The 14,559-nt window shown below is 55.8% G+C and carries 17 protein-coding genes; 5 read left to right on the top strand and 12 right to left on the bottom strand.

The annotated features are described in order from the left end of the window. Nucleotides 1–48: 48 nt before the first annotated feature. From lpxC to FGL65_RS11030, 10 genes are all read right to left on the bottom strand, one after another. Nucleotides 49–975, bottom strand: a complete 927-nt coding sequence (gene lpxC, locus FGL65_RS11075) for a UDP-3-O-acyl-N-acetylglucosamine deacetylase (RefSeq protein WP_147821257.1) — start codon at nt 973–975, stop codon at nt 49–51. Nucleotides 976–1,146: 171 nt separating this feature from the next. Beyond that, nucleotides 1,147–2,013, bottom strand: coding sequence for a peptide chain release factor N(5)-glutamine methyltransferase (gene prmC / locus FGL65_RS11070; RefSeq protein WP_147821256.1), 867 nt, complete (start codon nt 2,011–2,013; stop codon nt 1,147–1,149). Then, a complete protein-coding gene (prfA, locus tag FGL65_RS11065) occupies nt 2,014–3,084 on the bottom strand; it encodes a peptide chain release factor 1 (protein ID WP_147821255.1) in 1,071 nt (356 codons plus the stop codon). Nucleotides 3,085–3,087: 3 nt separating this feature from the next. Beyond that, nucleotides 3,088–3,960 carry a DUF1385 domain-containing protein gene (locus FGL65_RS11060; protein WP_147822733.1) on the bottom strand — a complete coding sequence of 291 codons (873 nt, stop codon included), beginning with the start codon at nt 3,958–3,960 and terminating at the stop codon, nt 3,088–3,090. A 240-nt stretch (nt 3,961–4,200) separates the two neighbouring features. Continuing rightward, nucleotides 4,201–4,428 (bottom strand): 50S ribosomal protein L31, encoded by a 228-nt coding sequence (gene rpmE, locus FGL65_RS11055; protein WP_147821254.1) that lies wholly within the window; start codon nt 4,426–4,428, stop codon nt 4,201–4,203. Nucleotides 4,429–4,597: 169 nt separating this feature from the next. Beyond that, nucleotides 4,598–4,915: a TusE/DsrC/DsvC family sulfur relay protein gene (locus FGL65_RS11050; RefSeq protein ID WP_147821253.1), complete on the bottom strand. Its 318-nt coding sequence runs from the start codon at nt 4,913–4,915 to the stop codon at nt 4,598–4,600. A 225-nt stretch (nt 4,916–5,140) separates the two neighbouring features. Beyond that, nucleotides 5,141–6,871, bottom strand: coding sequence for a YcaO-like family protein (locus FGL65_RS11045; RefSeq protein ID WP_147821252.1), 1,731 nt, complete (start codon nt 6,869–6,871; stop codon nt 5,141–5,143). After that, nucleotides 6,872–7,591 (bottom strand): class I SAM-dependent methyltransferase, encoded by a 720-nt coding sequence (locus FGL65_RS11040; protein ID WP_250645464.1) that lies wholly within the window; start codon nt 7,589–7,591, stop codon nt 6,872–6,874. 41 nt (nt 7,592–7,632) lie between these two features. Further along, nucleotides 7,633–8,235 (bottom strand): Tim44 domain-containing protein, encoded by a 603-nt coding sequence (locus tag FGL65_RS11035; protein WP_147821251.1) that lies wholly within the window; start codon nt 8,233–8,235, stop codon nt 7,633–7,635. Between the two features lie 143 nt (nt 8,236–8,378). Continuing rightward, nucleotides 8,379–8,777 (bottom strand): response regulator, encoded by a 399-nt coding sequence (locus FGL65_RS11030; RefSeq protein ID WP_147821250.1) that lies wholly within the window; start codon nt 8,775–8,777, stop codon nt 8,379–8,381. A 191-nt stretch (nt 8,778–8,968) separates the two neighbouring features. Between FGL65_RS11030 and FGL65_RS11025 the strand changes: the two genes are divergently transcribed. The 4 genes from FGL65_RS11025 to FGL65_RS11010 all read left to right on the top strand — a co-directional run bounded on the left by FGL65_RS11025 (nt 8,969) and on the right by FGL65_RS11010 (nt 12,370). Beyond that, a complete protein-coding gene (locus FGL65_RS11025; RefSeq protein WP_147821249.1) occupies nt 8,969–9,292 on the top strand; it encodes an SHOCT domain-containing protein in 324 nt (107 codons plus the stop codon). Beyond that, the gene (locus FGL65_RS11020) at nt 9,292–10,068 is read left to right on the top strand and encodes an HD domain-containing protein (RefSeq protein ID WP_147821248.1); all 777 of its coding nucleotides are present in this window, start codon (nt 9,292–9,294) and stop codon (nt 10,066–10,068) included. Before FGL65_RS11025 ends, FGL65_RS11020 begins: the two co-directional genes overlap by 1 nt. Nucleotides 10,069–10,118: 50 nt before the next feature. Next, nucleotides 10,119–11,231 carry a tetratricopeptide repeat protein gene (locus tag FGL65_RS11015; RefSeq protein ID WP_147821247.1) on the top strand — a complete coding sequence of 371 codons (1,113 nt, stop codon included), beginning with the start codon at nt 10,119–10,121 and terminating at the stop codon, nt 11,229–11,231. A gap of 230 nt (nt 11,232–11,461) precedes the next feature. Further along, entirely contained in the window at nt 11,462–12,370 is a 909-nt protein-coding gene (locus FGL65_RS11010; protein ID WP_147821246.1) for an NAD(P)/FAD-dependent oxidoreductase, read from the top strand. Here FGL65_RS11010 and FGL65_RS11005 read toward each other — a convergent pair. After that, nucleotides 12,357–12,983, bottom strand: a complete 627-nt coding sequence (locus FGL65_RS11005) for a PilZ domain-containing protein (protein ID WP_147821245.1) — start codon at nt 12,981–12,983, stop codon at nt 12,357–12,359. The genes FGL65_RS11010 and FGL65_RS11005 overlap by 14 nt on opposite strands. A gap of 86 nt (nt 12,984–13,069) precedes the next feature. Here FGL65_RS11005 and FGL65_RS11000 point away from each other — a divergent pair, with 86 nt between their 5' ends. Next, nucleotides 13,070–13,354: a potassium:proton antiporter gene (locus tag FGL65_RS11000; RefSeq protein ID WP_147821244.1), complete on the top strand. Its 285-nt coding sequence runs from the start codon at nt 13,070–13,072 to the stop codon at nt 13,352–13,354. Here FGL65_RS11000 and FGL65_RS10995 read toward each other — a convergent pair. Then, a complete protein-coding gene (locus FGL65_RS10995) occupies nt 13,334–14,503 on the bottom strand; it encodes a YibE/F family protein (protein ID WP_147821243.1) in 1,170 nt (389 codons plus the stop codon). The two genes, FGL65_RS11000 and FGL65_RS10995, sit on opposite strands and share 21 nt — an antisense overlap. Nucleotides 14,504–14,559: the final 56 nt, after the last annotated feature.

Below are 14,559 nucleotides of genomic sequence, written 5' to 3'. Positions count from 1 at the left end.
AACCCGCCTTATGGCGGGTTTCCTTTCTTCTGGGAGAAAACGGAATAGCTAGGCAACGCCGGGAATGGCGTCCATGGCTTCCAGAGGACTTTCTTCGCGAACCTCATTGCCCTTCCGGGCTTCAAGCACGAGCTCTTCAAGATACAGATCGCGATTGGCGTCTATGTAGCGCAAAAACTCGTTGTTCATGGCATGTCCCGAGGCATACACCTCGAAATGCCCCTGGAGGGTCTGGCCCATGATGGCCATGTCCCCAACAAAGTCGAGAAGCTTGTGACGAACGAATTCATCCTTGAAGCGAAGGCCCTCGGAGTTAAGAAGGCCGTAGTCGTCCAGCACGACCGCGTTGTCCAAAGAACCGCCAAGCGCCAAGCCGTTGGCGTGCAGGTAGTCCACTTCCTTGAGAAAACCGAAAGTACGGGCTTTGGCCACTTCGCCGGCAAAGGTGCCGGGGGTGACTTCAAGCACCATGCGCTGACGACCGATGAGAGGATGGGCAAAATCGATGGTGTAATCGATCCGCAGGCCGTTGTAGGGGCGTGCCTTGATGTACTTGCCGTCCTGCTCAAAGTTGACGGGTTTCTTGAAGGACAGCACCTTGCGGGGCTTGTTGAGTTCGCGAATCCCGGCCTGCTTGAGCAGGTAGACGAACGGAGCGGCGCTTCCGTCCATGATGGGCAATTCTTTGCCTTCTATCTCTATATGAATGTTGTCGATCCCCATGCCGCGGATGGCGGCGAGCAGGTGCTCGACAGTGGCGACGGTATCCTGGCCCACACCCAAGGTGGTGGCAAGACCGGTTTCAACGACCAGATTCGGCTTGGGACTGATAAAGGAAGATCCGGAACCATTGCGTACCGAAAAAAGAACGCCGGTGCCTTCCGATGCGGGACGCAGGGTCATTTCAACCTGTTTACCGCTGTGGAGCCCGACGCCTGTGCACCGGACAGTCTTGTGAATCGTGGTTTGTAGCATTATTCCTCCGCTTGAAAGTCACTATCATTAAGCAAAAATAATGCCACCAACATGCATGAACATAACTTATTGATTTTCATAGAAATAGAAAAATTCTAGACTTGAAAGGTTCTGTTGTTTTTCCGCAAATCGTTGTGTTTTTTCAACAACACCGGCCTACAAATGTTGCATTTATGCGATTATTTTTTTCGCAACCGCAACACGGTCATGGCCGGACAAATCCTTGTGCACGGCTATCTCGGTCAATTCGTTATCATATTGACGAAGTATTTTTTCCACGGCCACGCCTTGCCGCCATCCGAACTCAAACAGGAATTCGCCACCCTCTGCAAGCATGTCAATCACCCGTGGAACGACCCTCCGGATGTGCCCCAAACCATCCTGCCCGCTCGTCAAGGCAAGCCGTGGTTCGAAATCCCGGACCTCACCGGAGACCTCGCCATATTCGGCATCAGTCACGTACGGGGGGTTGGAAACCACAAGATCGAACACGCCAGGCAGAAACAAAGATCTGCAAAAATCCGCACACACGAACCGCACCCTGTCCGCAACGCCATGCTCCAGCGCGTTTGCGCGGGCCACGGCCAGGGCGTCGGGACTCAGGTCAACAGCCACACCACGGGCGTGGGGAAATAAATACGCCAAGGTAACTGCAAGAATCCCGGATCCGGTTCCGAGATCCGCAAAAACGAAAGCATCCTCGGCTTGAAACCAGCTCTCGCACAATTCCACGATCTGCTCGGTTTCCGGCCTGGGAATAAGCACCGCCGGACCTACCCTGAAATCGAGACCGTAAAACTCCCGTGAACCCACCAGATATGCAACGGGCTCTCCGCCTCGGCGGCGCTCCACAAGAGCCTCAAACGAAACCGTCTCCTCGGCACTGAGGAGACGGTTGATATCCAGATGAAGATCAAAGCGGGAACACTCCAGCACATGGGCCAGCAGCACTTCCGCGGAAAGCTTGGGCGAATCCACGCCCGCGGCCTCAAGCACGCGAACTGCGGATTCAAGGCACCGCCGTACAGTCGGATGCATCTACCTTTCGGCCTGCTGCTTGAGAGCCTCGCTCTGGTAATGGCTGACAAGGGAATCAACCAACTCGGCCATATCCCCTTCCATGACCTGATCCAGCTTGTACAGGGTCAGATTGATGCGGTGGTCCGTGACGCGCCCCTGGGGAAAGTTGTAGGTACGGATACGCTCGGAGCGGTCACCGGAACCGACCTGGCTGCGGCGGGTTGCGTCCTCCTCGGCCTTGGCCTTTTCCTGCTCATGCTGCAGAATCCTGGACCGAAGCACCTTGAGGGCCTTGGCCTTGTTCTTGTGCTGGGACTTTTCGTCCTGACAGGAAACAACCACGCCCGAGGGAATGTGGGTGACACGCACGGCGGAGTCCGTGGTGTTGACCGACTGACCGCCCGGTCCGGAAGCGCGAAAAACGTCGATACGCAAATCCTCGCTGCGGATGTCCACATCCACCTCTTCCGCCTCGGCCATGATGGCCACGGTAACCGCCGAGGTATGGATGCGGCCCTGAGATTCGGTGGCGGGAACACGCTGCACCCGGTGCGTGCCGGACTCATACTTGAGCTTGCTGTAGACCTTGTCGCCCGCAATGGAAGCAATGATTTCCTTGAAACCGCCCGTGCCGGTCTCACTGGAGTTCATGATATCCACCTTCCATCTGTTGGATTCCGCATAACGGGTGTACATGCGGAACAGATCGGCCACGAACAACGCGGCTTCCTCGCCGCCGGTACCGGCGCGGATTTCAAGGATGATGTTCTTTTCATCCATGGGATCCTTGGGCAGCAGAAGGATCTTGAGTTCCTCCTCGAGCTCCGGCAGCTTGGGTTCAATGGCCTCTATTTCGGCCTTGGCCATCTCGCGAATATCCTCATCGTCATCTCTGAGCATTTCGCGGTTGTCCTCAAGGTCGTGCTTATATTGTTTGTACTTGCGGTACACATTGACAATCTCGCCGAGTTCCGCATGGGATTTGCTGACCTTGGTGTACCGCTTCTGGTCATTGAAAATTTCCGGAGCCGCCAGCTCCTTTTCAAGATCGAGATATGTCTGTTCAATATCTTCCAACTTGCCAAACATATATTACTCCTCGGCGTTTACGGCGCACTGCAGCGCGGCAATGGCCACTTCGATCTGTTCGTCGTCCGGTTCCTTGGTGGTCAGCAGCTGCATCATAAGACCGGGCCAGCACAAGGCCCTGCACAGGATGTTTCGATTGAACCTTCCCGCAAACTTGATCATCTCGTAGGCAATATTGCTGATGGGAACCATGAGCAACAGCTTGACGCCTACGATATACAGATGCTTGTAGACAAAATGTTCCGGGGAATAGAATGTCAGCAGCCAGGGAACCAGAAATGAATACAGAAGGATGCTGACAGCCAGGACGAACAGCAAAAAAGCAGTCCCGCACCGCGGGTGCAGTCGGCTGTAACCCCGGCTGGTGCTGGGGGCGAGCTTGCCGCCCTCTTCATAGGCCCAGATGACCTTGTGCTCGGCGCCATGGTACTGGAACACCCGGCGGATATCCGGAATAAAGGAAATGCCCCCGATATAGGCAACGAAAATGAACATCTTGAAGACGCCATCCCAGGCATGAAAGCTCAGGGAATCCACATCGCCGGCATATCCCAGCCACTCCATGCCCACGGAAATGAAATGCGGCAGGACCACGAAAAGACCCAGAGCCGCGGCAATGGCGATGGCCAATGTCACCACTAGGTGAATGGAACTCAATTCTCCGGCTTCGGGATCTTCCTCAACTGCGACGGTTGCCGAATAATTGAGGGCTTTGATTCCGTTGACCATGGTTTCCATGAGCACGGGGAAACCACGCAAAAAAGGCTTGCGAAAAAGATTCCAGGTGGAAAGGGAAAACCACGGGCGAACTTCCACGGAGATCTCGCCGTCCGGCTTGCGCACGGCAATGGCCAATTTGCTACGGGAGCGCATCATGACTCCCTCGATCACGGCCTGACCGCCCACGGATTGGGGAGCGGCTAACGTAAGGATATCGCGAATCTTCAAGAAGGTAACCTCGGTTGGTAAGCAGGCTCGACACCTGCATGGGGTTCAGGTTGGACCGAATGACCAGAGAGTTAAGGATTCCAGTCCAAAAGTAAACCCCGCCCGGCAAAACAATATGCCTCCGCCGACAACCGACAGAGGCATACAGTCTCGGAAAAACCGAAGTACCTATTCAGCGGAAGATTTCTGCTCTTCGAACTTCGCGTACTTCTTGCGGAAGCGATCGATACGACCAGCGGTGTCAACAAAGCGCTGCTTGCCGGTGTAGAACGGATGGCAGTTGGCGCAAATTTCAACACTCACCTCTTCGCCCTTCGTGGACTTCAGAGTGGATTCGTATCCGCAGTTGCAGCGTACGGTTGCATCGAACAGCTCGGGATGAATATCTTTTTTCATGACGTTCTCCTGTCATATTGATTTCGTGGAACATGGACTGATACTCGGTAATCCCACGCTTGGCAAGCAAAAACATGACACTCCACAAAAGAACGCCATCAAATATCTTGCGACCAAAAAAAAGGCGGAAGCAAAAAACTTCCGCCCTCGTTTTCCAACGGCTTGCGTATTAAACGCAGCCAGTGGGCTTGGGCAGGCCGGCCATCTTACAGGCTCCCTTACCCGGTCCGGACGGGAACAGTTCGTAGATCTGCTTCAGCTTGAAGCCGGTAACCTTGGAAAGGATACGAACCATCGGTGCGATACCGTTCTTCTTGTAGTAGTCCTGCAGGAAGTCGATAACCTTCTGATGGTCATCAGTGAGTTCCTTGATGCCTTCGGATTCTTTCACGAAGTCAACCCACTCAGGGCTCCAGCTGTCAAACTGGAGCAGGAAACCATCTTCATCAACTTCAAATTGTTTGCCCTGGAATTCGACAACAGCCATTTGATTCCTCCTGTTACGGAATACGGGATACATTTAAACTGGTTTCAAACAATGAAACCACCCTTATCCATAAAACAGCTATCCGCTGTTCATGTTCAGCTCAGAATCCACTGAGGAACTCAGATGGGGACCATACTTTCACAACCCCGGGCTTGTCAACCACGGGGCTCACCCGGGGCCTGCCTGCAAAAATTCGCGGCAAACGCAAGTCCCCGGCAACATATCCTATTCCATCAGTTCCCGGTAATGTTCGCGGGCATAGCCCAGAGACGGATCCAGCTTGAGCGCTGCCCCCAGGTAATCCACCGCCTCATCGCGATTGCCCATGAACTTGTGGCACAGGCCGAGGTTGGCGAGATCCTCGGGGGATCCGCTGTCGATATTCAACGACTCCTGAAAATCACGTGCGGCATCGCCATACCTTCCGGACTTGAAATGCGCCACCCCGCGAAGGTTGAAGAACTCCTTCACCTCGCCATCCAGGGACACGGCCCTGTCGAGATGCCCAATCAGGCCGTTCCAATCCGTATCCTCCTGCAGAGAAAGAGCATAGGCACGATAAAAGGCGGTCAGCGCCCTCTCCTGGTCGGCCGGCTGCAAGGGCTCGGCCTCCTCGAACATGAGTTCCGCAAACACGGGATCCTGCATGCGCAAGGCCAGCAGCCCCCGGAAAAAAGGAATAAAATAGGCGTCCGGATAGACGTCCTCCAGAACGTCAAGGCCTTCCAACGCCTCGTCAAAAGCGGATTCCTCGGCCAGAATACGACCAACGAAAAGCCCTATGCTCCGATGCGGAGTGCGCTCCCGAAAATCAAAACCGGGCACGAAGTTGTAGTTGGCGGTCACTCCCAGCTCGGGATGGCTGGTGTCGACGCTGTACGCGGCGAATCCCTTATCCAGCAATCCGCCAGCAAAGGCCTTCAGTTCGTTGAGGATATTACTGTCCTCCACCGAGGGAAGCGAATCCAGGCTCACAACCGGCCCCGCCTTCAGCCATTCGATCTGATCCAGCGAGGTGAACTTGGAAAGCCCGGAGGCCTCATAAACCCTGCTAGTCTCGAAATCACCGGCCAACTGGGCAACCTCGGTCAACGCCCGGGCCGCAGCCTTGACGGGCGAAGCGGCTGTTCCCGCAGTGAACACGATCTCGCTCAGCGCCGGGAAAGTTTTCTGGTCCCAGGCAACGGCCCCAATGGTGGGCACGGGAAACCCAGACGAAAAATCCTTGAGAATAAGGTTGATGCCGTTTTCCCGGAAACAACGGACCAACCGTTGAAAGACCGGATCGTCGCAGGCATCGAGGTCAATGGTGGGCAATTCCGGACGGTTGCGATCGATCAGGGCGCAAACATGGCGTTCCACCAATTCGCAGCCCCCCTGAAATATGGATTCCTCAAAGGTATTCCCGGCGGAAGACCCGTTGAACTCATTCAACTTCTTGAACCAATCCAGCGGCACATATTCTTCCCGCTCGCTGACAAGATTGAAGGCCGGGTGGAACTTCCAGCGTACAAGGTCCATGAGCCGTTCAGCCTGTCCCGGTGGCAAATCATCTTCCACGGAACGCATGATCTGGCCGATACCCATAAGCTGCTCCGGCCATTTGGCCTTGGCTTGGCTCCAGGTCATCTCCTCGAAATTGGCGTCTTCGGCCCAGAAGCTGAAATAACTGTATCGCTCCACCAGCTCCATGAGCGCGGAGGCCTCGGCCTGCTCGGGAGAAGCGCCCTTGCCCATCTGCTTGCGCGTGGGCATGACCTCTGCGGCGCGCGGCCCACATTTGCTGACAAACACCGGAATGCCGAGCCTTCCGGTATCCACCCGGTCCGTTTCGGCCAGCACGCCGTCGCATTTGGAATCCAGAAGCGCCTTGACCCGTCTGACCGTATCCACCGGATCGGACGCCTTGTCCTGATCCACCGTATACGCCTTGCAGCAATCCCGTAGCTGTATCATCTAGGACCTTCTCATCCGGAAAAGGTTAATGAACTGCTCTTCGCCGGAATCCTTGTCAGTAAAACTGAAATCCTTGCGCATGATGCCGAATGTACCCTTGGCGCGATTGAAAAAGGCTCGGCCCTCACGCTTGCGGTCCATGGCCAAGATTACTTCGGAGTCCGCCCGCTCCGCCAGATGGTCCACCAGAAAATCGGCAAGCGGCTCATACGTGGCTTCATTGTAGAGGACCTCGCAGCCGATGATGTGATCGAAACGTCTGCCCAGCGAGTCTTTGGTGAAATCAGCCTTGGCAATGTCCATTTTGTCTTCAACGCCGTTTTTCAAGGCATTGATGCGTGCGAACAGCAGGGCATCGTCTTCCAGGTCCGAGACCGTCACATGAAGACCGCGCTTGGCGGCGACCAAACCGATGACCGCAACCCCGGCCCCGACTTCAAGCAGTTCATCCTCGGGCTTGAAAGGAAACTGCTGCAGGAAGAAGCCGAGGAAAAGACAGGACGGCCATATTTTCGCCCACAGGGGAAGTTCGACACTCTTCCCGGGCTTGGCGCTGCCCACCAGCTTCTCGATGTACCTGGGCATGTCCTTGATCTGAAGGATATCCAACGACATGTTGCCGATGGTCACCGTTTCAAAACAAACCTCACCAAACTTGTTTCCGGCCAACTCCAGGAGCTTCCCCATGGGCTGGTCCAGATCATACCTGATCTTGGGCACTCTATCCCTCCGCTATGAAGACAATTCGCAAGGACTTGCGATCAATGATCGATCTTGTTGATCCCCTCCAACACCCACAGGGCGTCGGGATCGCGGTCCGGCCGGGAGAATTCCCAGGCGGTCCGCTCGCTCACTTCCTGTTCGCCGGAAGCCCCCCGGCGCATCAGGGCATCGAAAAACACGGTCACGTCGGTCCTGCCCTCCCGGGACTGAACGTCCATGACCTTGGCATCCAGAAGCATGATTTCGGTCTGGACCGCATCGGCCGTTACGGAATCCCGCTTCAGGTCGGCCAGCAGGCCGGGGGCGATGAAGTCTTCAATGACATCCCAGTCACCGGCATCCCGGGCCTCCTGAAAACGGCTGTAAAACATTTTGGCCCCCTCCAGAAATTCCGATTCGTCAAAACCGGACCGGGAGCTTATTTGCTGACGCGCATCGCCTCGGGCCGGATCATCGCTCAGCATTTCCCACATGGCCCGGGCCTGTTCATGCCGATCCTGCGGCCGAGTCACCCCGGAGGACGAATCCTGGCGGCCATTCGTCGTGAAATCGTCATCCTGCCCGAACCAGCGCCCCGAACGGCGACGGAAAAAACGAAATACCAGAAAAATCACCAGACCGAGCAGAATCATGTCCAACATGCTCGCCCCCCCGAGGATTCACCTGCGGCCAGTGCGTTCTTCTCAAGGGCCACCGTCAACAGGGCGGCAAAAGCTGTGATTCGAAAGACATGATTCATGCTGCACCTATCGCTTGGAGTTGCGGGCCGTCATGTACCGGAAGCCTACTGAATGAGATCAAGATCCCGAAGAATGGTCAACAGTGTATCGATTTCAATGGGCTTGGGCAGATACGCACTCACGCCACCCTTGTAGTAGGCCTTGACCACGGTGGACGGATCATTCAGGGCGGTGACCATGATGACCTTGGCTTCCTCACTGGGGCGCACGCCCTGCTGCTTTTCTATCTCGCGAATTTCGCGAAGGGCCTGATGCCCATCCTTGTTGGGCATCATGATATCGAGGCAGACCAGGTCATAGGGTTGCCCGTCTTCATGGGCCTTCTGAAAAAGCTCGACGCAGCCGACTCCGTCATAAGCGGAATCGCATTGACCGTAATCGGCAAGGATCGTGGTCAGGAGCTTCCGGCTGGCATATTCATCTTCCACAACAAGTATTCTCATGGCTCCCCCATTAAAGTGGGCACTTAGTACCTGATAACTCTAACCAGCTCAACCGGCAATTGTAAACCGGCGTAACCGACCGGAGGTTCCCACCCCCTGTGAAAACTGTATTTCTTGCCAGCAAAACGGATCGGACGTACAAAACGCAGACTTATCCATAACGGAACACAAAAAAATCAGGGGAAACAACCTTGCATTCCTTTTTTTCCAGGTTCTCTGCGGGACTTCAGGATTTCTTCAGCCAACCCGAATGGAGGCTTTGGCCCTTTGGCCCGGGCTATGGCGACACTTTGCTGCCCTCGCTGGCCCGGCTCCTTTTCGCGGCCGCGATTCTGGGAGCCATCCTGCTTTTCCTGCGCCTGCTCTTCGGCCCCAAGGGAATATGGCGCGACAAGGAGCTCGAGGCCGAGGCCGAACAAGAACGGCTGGCGGAGATCGCGGAATTGGAACGCCAACGAGAAAACAACGAAATCTCGGAACTGGAATTCAAGACCAGAATGCGGGGCCTGAAATAATGCACGCCCTGCTGGAGGCGCACAAAAAGCAGTTTCTCGGCTTTGCGGAATCCCATTACGGTGAATCCGAAAAGGACGACTACAACATTCGGCTCAAAATCGAGCATACCTTCCGGGTGCTGGCAATAGCGGAATCCCTCTGCGAATCGGCCCCGCTAAGCCAAGAACAGGAACAGGCGGCCCTGTTGGCCGCACTCTACCATGATCTGGGCCGCTTTCCGCAATACCGCCGTTTCAAGACATTCAATGACAGACTTTCCGCCAACCATGCAGTCCTGGGCATCAAAACCCTGAACAAAACACAATTCATTGCCGGGTTGGCCCCGGATGTGCGCCGCATGGTCTATGGCGCCGTGCGCATGCACAATATGAAGGGACTTCCGTCCTCCACTCCCCCTTCCCTGAAAACCGTCTGCAACATCGTCCGCGACAGCGACAAACTCGACATCATTCCGGTCATGCTCGCACATCTTTGCGATGAAAATCCAAACAATGTCGTGGTCATGGATGCCGAATACCACGCGACCAACTATACTCCGGCCATTCTGGAGGAATTGCGCCTCGGTCAGGTGGGGGATTACCGCAAGCTCAAATGGACCAATGACTTCAAACTTCTTGTCAGCAGTTGGGTATTTGACCTCAACTTTCCGAAATCATATAGTATCTTGGATTCCAAGGGATATATCGGACAAATTTTCAACACGCTTCCGGACAATGAGACCTTTCGGGAACTCAGACGTCAGCTTGAGCTTCATGTGGAGAACCGGATAATATAACTGACTTTCGACTTCATTTACCCAAGAATGGGGAAAAATATCGGATAGCGATGCGTAACGACATTTCAAAAGCCAGCCCGGCCTTCGGCGCTTTCAAACACGTTGTCATCCTCACGGACGTGGAGGTGCATGCACGCCGTGACGGTGAAACCATCAAGCGTTTCGGGGCCGACATCATCCGGACCTTCTCCTCCGGGACCGAGGCCATAGACTATCTTTCCGAATATTCCGTGGATCTTGTCCTGTGCGACAGCTCCCTGACCGACATGACCGGCATCAAGTTCACCCAGCTCGTGCGCAAGAACATGAGCAGAAAGCCACTGCCCATCATCATGGTCACCCTGGAGAACAAGAAGGACCACGTCCTTGACGCCATCGCCTCCGGATGCATCGGGTATGTCCTGCGCCCCTACTCGCTGGAAACATTCGAAAAATACCTAACCCTGGCCCGCCAGCTCGACAACTATCCGGAGATCGAGGAACTGGAACTGCAGGAAGCTAAGGACATGGTCAGCCGCGGCGACTTCGACGACGCCATCGAGGCCTTCGAGGAACTTATTTCCTACCAGGACGAAGCCCAGAAATACTACGACATGGGCTGCAAATTTCTCATCCAGCAGAAATACGGAAAGGCCATCGTCTCCTTCAAGAAAGCGGTCAAAATCAATGACCTCTTTGCCGAGGCGTACAAGGGCCTGGCCGATGCATACAAGGGCAAGGGCGACAACGATTCCTGCAAGTACTACCTAAAGAAGGCCGCGGACGTATACGCGCAGTTCGACCGGCTGGAGGAAACAAAGGAAGTCTTCATCGAAATCCTCAAGTATGATTCGGATGTACCCAACCCCTTCAACTCCCTCGGCGTCAAACTGCGCAAGCATGGCGATTACCCGGGGGCGCTGCACGCTTACAAGCAGGCCCTGGAGCTGACGCCGCACGACGAAAATATCTACTACAACATGGGCAAGGCCTACTACTTCATGGGCAAAAAGGAGGAGGCGGCAGACAATGCAGACCTCGCCCTACGCCTCAACGCCAACTTCACCGAGGCCGCCAAGCTCTACCAAAGGGTTCACGGGCGACCTTGGGCGCCGGCCGCGGGCAAACCAGCCCCGCCGCGACCGGCAGACTCCACCGGCCCGAAGTCCGCAAAGGATATCTGAGGCAGCGTGACCCGAACCTGCCGAAAGGCTTCTATGCCGCAAGCCATTGCTGTATCCTTCTCAGGTTGCTGAGACTGCAGCATTCCTGCGCAGTTTTTTCTTTGGAAAACGCCCAAGGCATCCAACCCAACCCCCTTTGTCCCGCCTCTGGCCTTTTTTTCCAAAAGTATTATTCTTCAAGCTGGACTCGGCGCATCGACATGAATTCCATCCCCCGACAGGAGGTTCCCATGACCGATATACAACTCTATGACGTCGTCATTCTCGGCTCCGGCCCCGCGGGCATCCAGGCCGCCATCCATGCCTCCCGGAAAAAGGCCAAAACCCTTATGCTCGGCAGGCCGACTAACAGCAGCCTGTACTGGGCGCATATCGAAAACTATTGCTGCATGTTCCAGGTGACCGGCGAGGAAATCCTGCACATCGGCCGTGAGCAGGCAAAGAAATCCGGCGCGGAATTCATGGACGAAGACGTGCTCAAGGTGGAGCACAACGGTCAGTGGTATGAACTGCTCACCGAAGGGGAACACCTCATACGCACCAGGACGCTGATTATCGCCACCGGGACCACCCGCAACAAACTCGGAATTCCCGGGGAAAAGCAACTGCTGGGAAAAGGGGTCAGCTACTGCGTGGACTGCGACGCCGGCTTCTTCCGCAACGAAACCGTGGTCGTGGTGGGCAGTCAAAGCGCTGCGGCAGGCGGCAGCCTGACCTTGGCCGAGTATGCCTCAACGGTCCACCTGGTCTGCGAAAAGCTTGATGTGGCCCCCTCCCTGCGGGCGAGGATCGAGGCAAAGGGAATCATCGTGCACGAAGGCAGAAAGCCCACGGAAATCCGGGGAGAAAACGCCGTCGAATCCATCACGCTGGATAACGGCGAATCCATTGAAGCGGCAGGGATATTCATAGAACTGGGGGCGAAAGGAGTCCTGGAACTGGCCAGCACTCTGGGAATCCAGCTCGACGAGAACATGCGCTATGTGGAGGTGGACCGGAAGCTGAGCACCAACGTGGCCGGAGTCTATGCCGCCGGAGACATCACCGGCCCGCCGCTCCAGATGGCCAAGGCCGTGGGCGAGGGCTGCGTGGCCGGTATCGAAGCCGCCACCTATGCCAAAAAACTCAAAAACGACTGAGAAAGCCGCCCCGGCATAATCCTTCGACATAGCAGGCAATCTTGTTCTTTATATCCTCGCCGTCCTGGATTTCCAGGACGGCGAATTTTTCATGGTCTTTCATAAACGTCTTGAGCAACCGGCATCTGACCTTGTAGGCATTGGCAGGCTCGAAAATGAAGAATTCCAGCTGCGCGTCGATCCCCTCCATGCTGCCGTTGAAGGCCACGGAGGCGTCCTGGAGGCGGATGCGAAAGGCGCTGTGCGACATGTCGGCCACATGCGCCTCGTACAACTCGCCCCCGATATCGAGCATGGCCGGGAAACAGCATTGACAACGGGGCTCACTGCGGTTCTCCATGGACACCGCGTCCTTGGGGTAGGCAAGCCGCACCAGTTCGTCCCCGACGGCAAAATCGCCGAGCACACGGGTCTTGTACCCCCAGAGCCTGCCTTCGGAGACGAACCGGATAAGGGCTGTATTGTGCCGCTTCAGATGCTGCACGATTTTCTCGGACAAATGGGAACAAACCGTCAGGCTCTCGTTCTCGCGCACCTCGGTAACCACACAGAGCCACTTGTCTCCCAGCGTGGAATATTGCATCAAGACCTTGTCGCCAATCGAGATGCTCATTCGTCCTTCTTCCTCCATAAAACCGAAGATAGACGGGAAGCACAGGCGAATCAATTATTGAAAACATTGTTCACGGAAAAAACAGCATGCTGCTCTTGCTCTGCTATTTTGCCTGGGGTTGCTGCCTCGCGGCACTGGCTTACCAAGGATTCCTGTATCTCATTCAAGGCTCCTGGCCTTCCTTGACCGTGGCGGACGCCGCCGTAAACATCATGGGCCTGGATCTGCTCGACGCCATACGACACCTATCCTTTGAATGGGCGGCCAAGCTCGCCTATGTCTGCATGACCACGGATCTGAGCCTCGCCTTCTGGTGGACAGGAGTCTTCTTCTGCCTGGCCGCAGCCGTCTCAAAGCTGTTCGGTCGCTGACTCCCCCAGGGGAACCGTTTCCCGCTTCCGGGTGAACAGGACCGCCCCGACCAGAGCGCTGAACGGAGCCACCAGCACCAATCCGAAACTGCCCACCAGCGTCTTAAGCACCTCTGCCGCCACATAAATGAAATTGAAGGTATTGGCCAAGGGAATCCCCTGGGCCATGAAAGCCATGAGCAAGGTGATGAACCCGCCGGAATAGGCGAGCAGCAGCGTGGTGGTCATGGTGCCCACAACGGCCCGGCCCACACGCAGTCCGGATCCGAAGGCCTCTGCCCGGGTGATGTCGGGTTTCTTGCTCACCACCTCGCCCATGCTGGCGGCCACGTCCATGGCCAGGTCCATGACCGCCCCGGACGAGGCAATGAACACCGCGGCTATGTAAATCCCGGCAAGATCCAGATGGCCGTACCCTGAATACAGCAAGGTTTCGGCAAAGGGCATCACCGCTCCGTGCACATGAAATTTTCCGGTAAAGAACATGGCCATAAGACAACTGCTGAACACCCCAAGAAAGGCCCCGAGAAAAGCGACCACGCCAGTGCGGGTGATTCCCGCCACCAGAAAAATGATCGCCCCGCACAAACAGGCCACAACGCCGAGGGACAGCAAAATGGGATCCGCGCCCTTGAGCAGCAGGGGAATCAACACCTTCCAGATGGCCAAGGCGGTGAACAGGAAGGACAGAAGCGCCTTGGCCCCGACCCAGCCTCCGAACAGCACCAGCAGAACGGCAAACAGCCCCAAAAGCAGCAATTCCAAATCCAGACGATAATGCGCCACGGGATTCACGGTCAGCAATTCCCCCTGCGGCCCAATCCCCAGAACGGCCAATGCCGTATCGCCCACACGAAACAGCTTGTCCCTGTCCATCTGGCCGAGCAATTGGTTGTGGCCGTCAAAACGCTCTCCCTTAAACGGGCCGTTCAGCATTTCCAGGGAAACGCCCTGCTCGCCCTTGCGGACCATGCCATAGGTATGAAGGCGCGAATTATCGACCTCCAAAACCCGGGCCCTGCAACGGATGGAATCGCCTTTGACGTGCCCTTCGAACCCGGTGGGCAGCAAATACAAAGCAATGGTGAGCAGACAAAACACACTGACAAGAACAATGTTTCTCTTGTTGGCAACAAACAGTTCTTTCATAAGCCTTCCGTAGGGAAAAACGGGACGGCGCAATGCCGCCCCGTCCGCATTTCTGT

The organism is Salidesulfovibrio onnuriiensis (assembly GCF_008001235.1).
GTDB lineage: Bacteria > Desulfobacterota > Desulfovibrionia > Desulfovibrionales > Desulfovibrionaceae > Pseudodesulfovibrio > Pseudodesulfovibrio onnuriiensis.
This window is presented reverse-complemented; position numbering and strand designations above follow the sequence as displayed.

Excerpts from the sequence above, each read along its gene's own strand:
- FGL65_RS11020 (WP_147821248.1), top strand. The coding sequence starts at position 9,292 with ATGCACGCCCTGCTGGAGGCGCACAAAAAGCAGTTTCTCGGCTTTGCG.
- FGL65_RS11000 (WP_147821244.1), top strand. The coding sequence starts at position 13,070 with ATGCTGCTCTTGCTCTGCTATTTTGCCTGGGGTTGCTGCCTCGCGGCA.
- prfA (WP_147821255.1), bottom strand. The coding sequence starts at position 3,084 with ATGTTTGGCAAGTTGGAAGATATTGAACAGACATATCTCGATCTTGAA.
- rpmE (WP_147821254.1), bottom strand. The coding sequence starts at position 4,428 with ATGAAAAAAGATATTCATCCCGAGCTGTTCGATGCAACCGTACGCTGC.
- FGL65_RS11005 (WP_147821245.1), bottom strand. The coding sequence starts at position 12,983 with ATGAGCATCTCGATTGGCGACAAGGTCTTGATGCAATATTCCACGCTG.
- FGL65_RS11045 (WP_147821252.1), bottom strand. The coding sequence starts at position 6,871 with ATGATACAGCTACGGGATTGCTGCAAGGCGTATACGGTGGATCAGGAC.
- FGL65_RS11030 (WP_147821250.1), bottom strand. The coding sequence starts at position 8,777 with ATGAGAATACTTGTTGTGGAAGATGAATATGCCAGCCGGAAGCTCCTG.
- FGL65_RS11035 (WP_147821251.1), bottom strand. The coding sequence starts at position 8,235 with ATGTTGGACATGATTCTGCTCGGTCTGGTGATTTTTCTGGTATTTCGT.
- FGL65_RS11060 (WP_147822733.1), bottom strand. The coding sequence starts at position 3,960 with ATGATGCGCTCCCGTAGCAAATTGGCCATTGCCGTGCGCAAGCCGGAC.
- FGL65_RS10995 (WP_147821243.1), bottom strand. The coding sequence starts at position 14,503 with ATGAAAGAACTGTTTGTTGCCAACAAGAGAAACATTGTTCTTGTCAGT.
- lpxC (WP_147821257.1), bottom strand. The coding sequence starts at position 975 with ATGCTACAAACCACGATTCACAAGACTGTCCGGTGCACAGGCGTCGGG.
- FGL65_RS11050 (WP_147821253.1), bottom strand. The coding sequence starts at position 4,915 with ATGGCTGTTGTCGAATTCCAGGGCAAACAATTTGAAGTTGATGAAGAT.
- FGL65_RS11015 (WP_147821247.1), top strand. The coding sequence starts at position 10,119 with ATGCGTAACGACATTTCAAAAGCCAGCCCGGCCTTCGGCGCTTTCAAA.
- FGL65_RS11010 (WP_147821246.1), top strand. The coding sequence starts at position 11,462 with ATGACCGATATACAACTCTATGACGTCGTCATTCTCGGCTCCGGCCCC.
- prmC (WP_147821256.1), bottom strand. The coding sequence starts at position 2,013 with ATGCATCCGACTGTACGGCGGTGCCTTGAATCCGCAGTTCGCGTGCTT.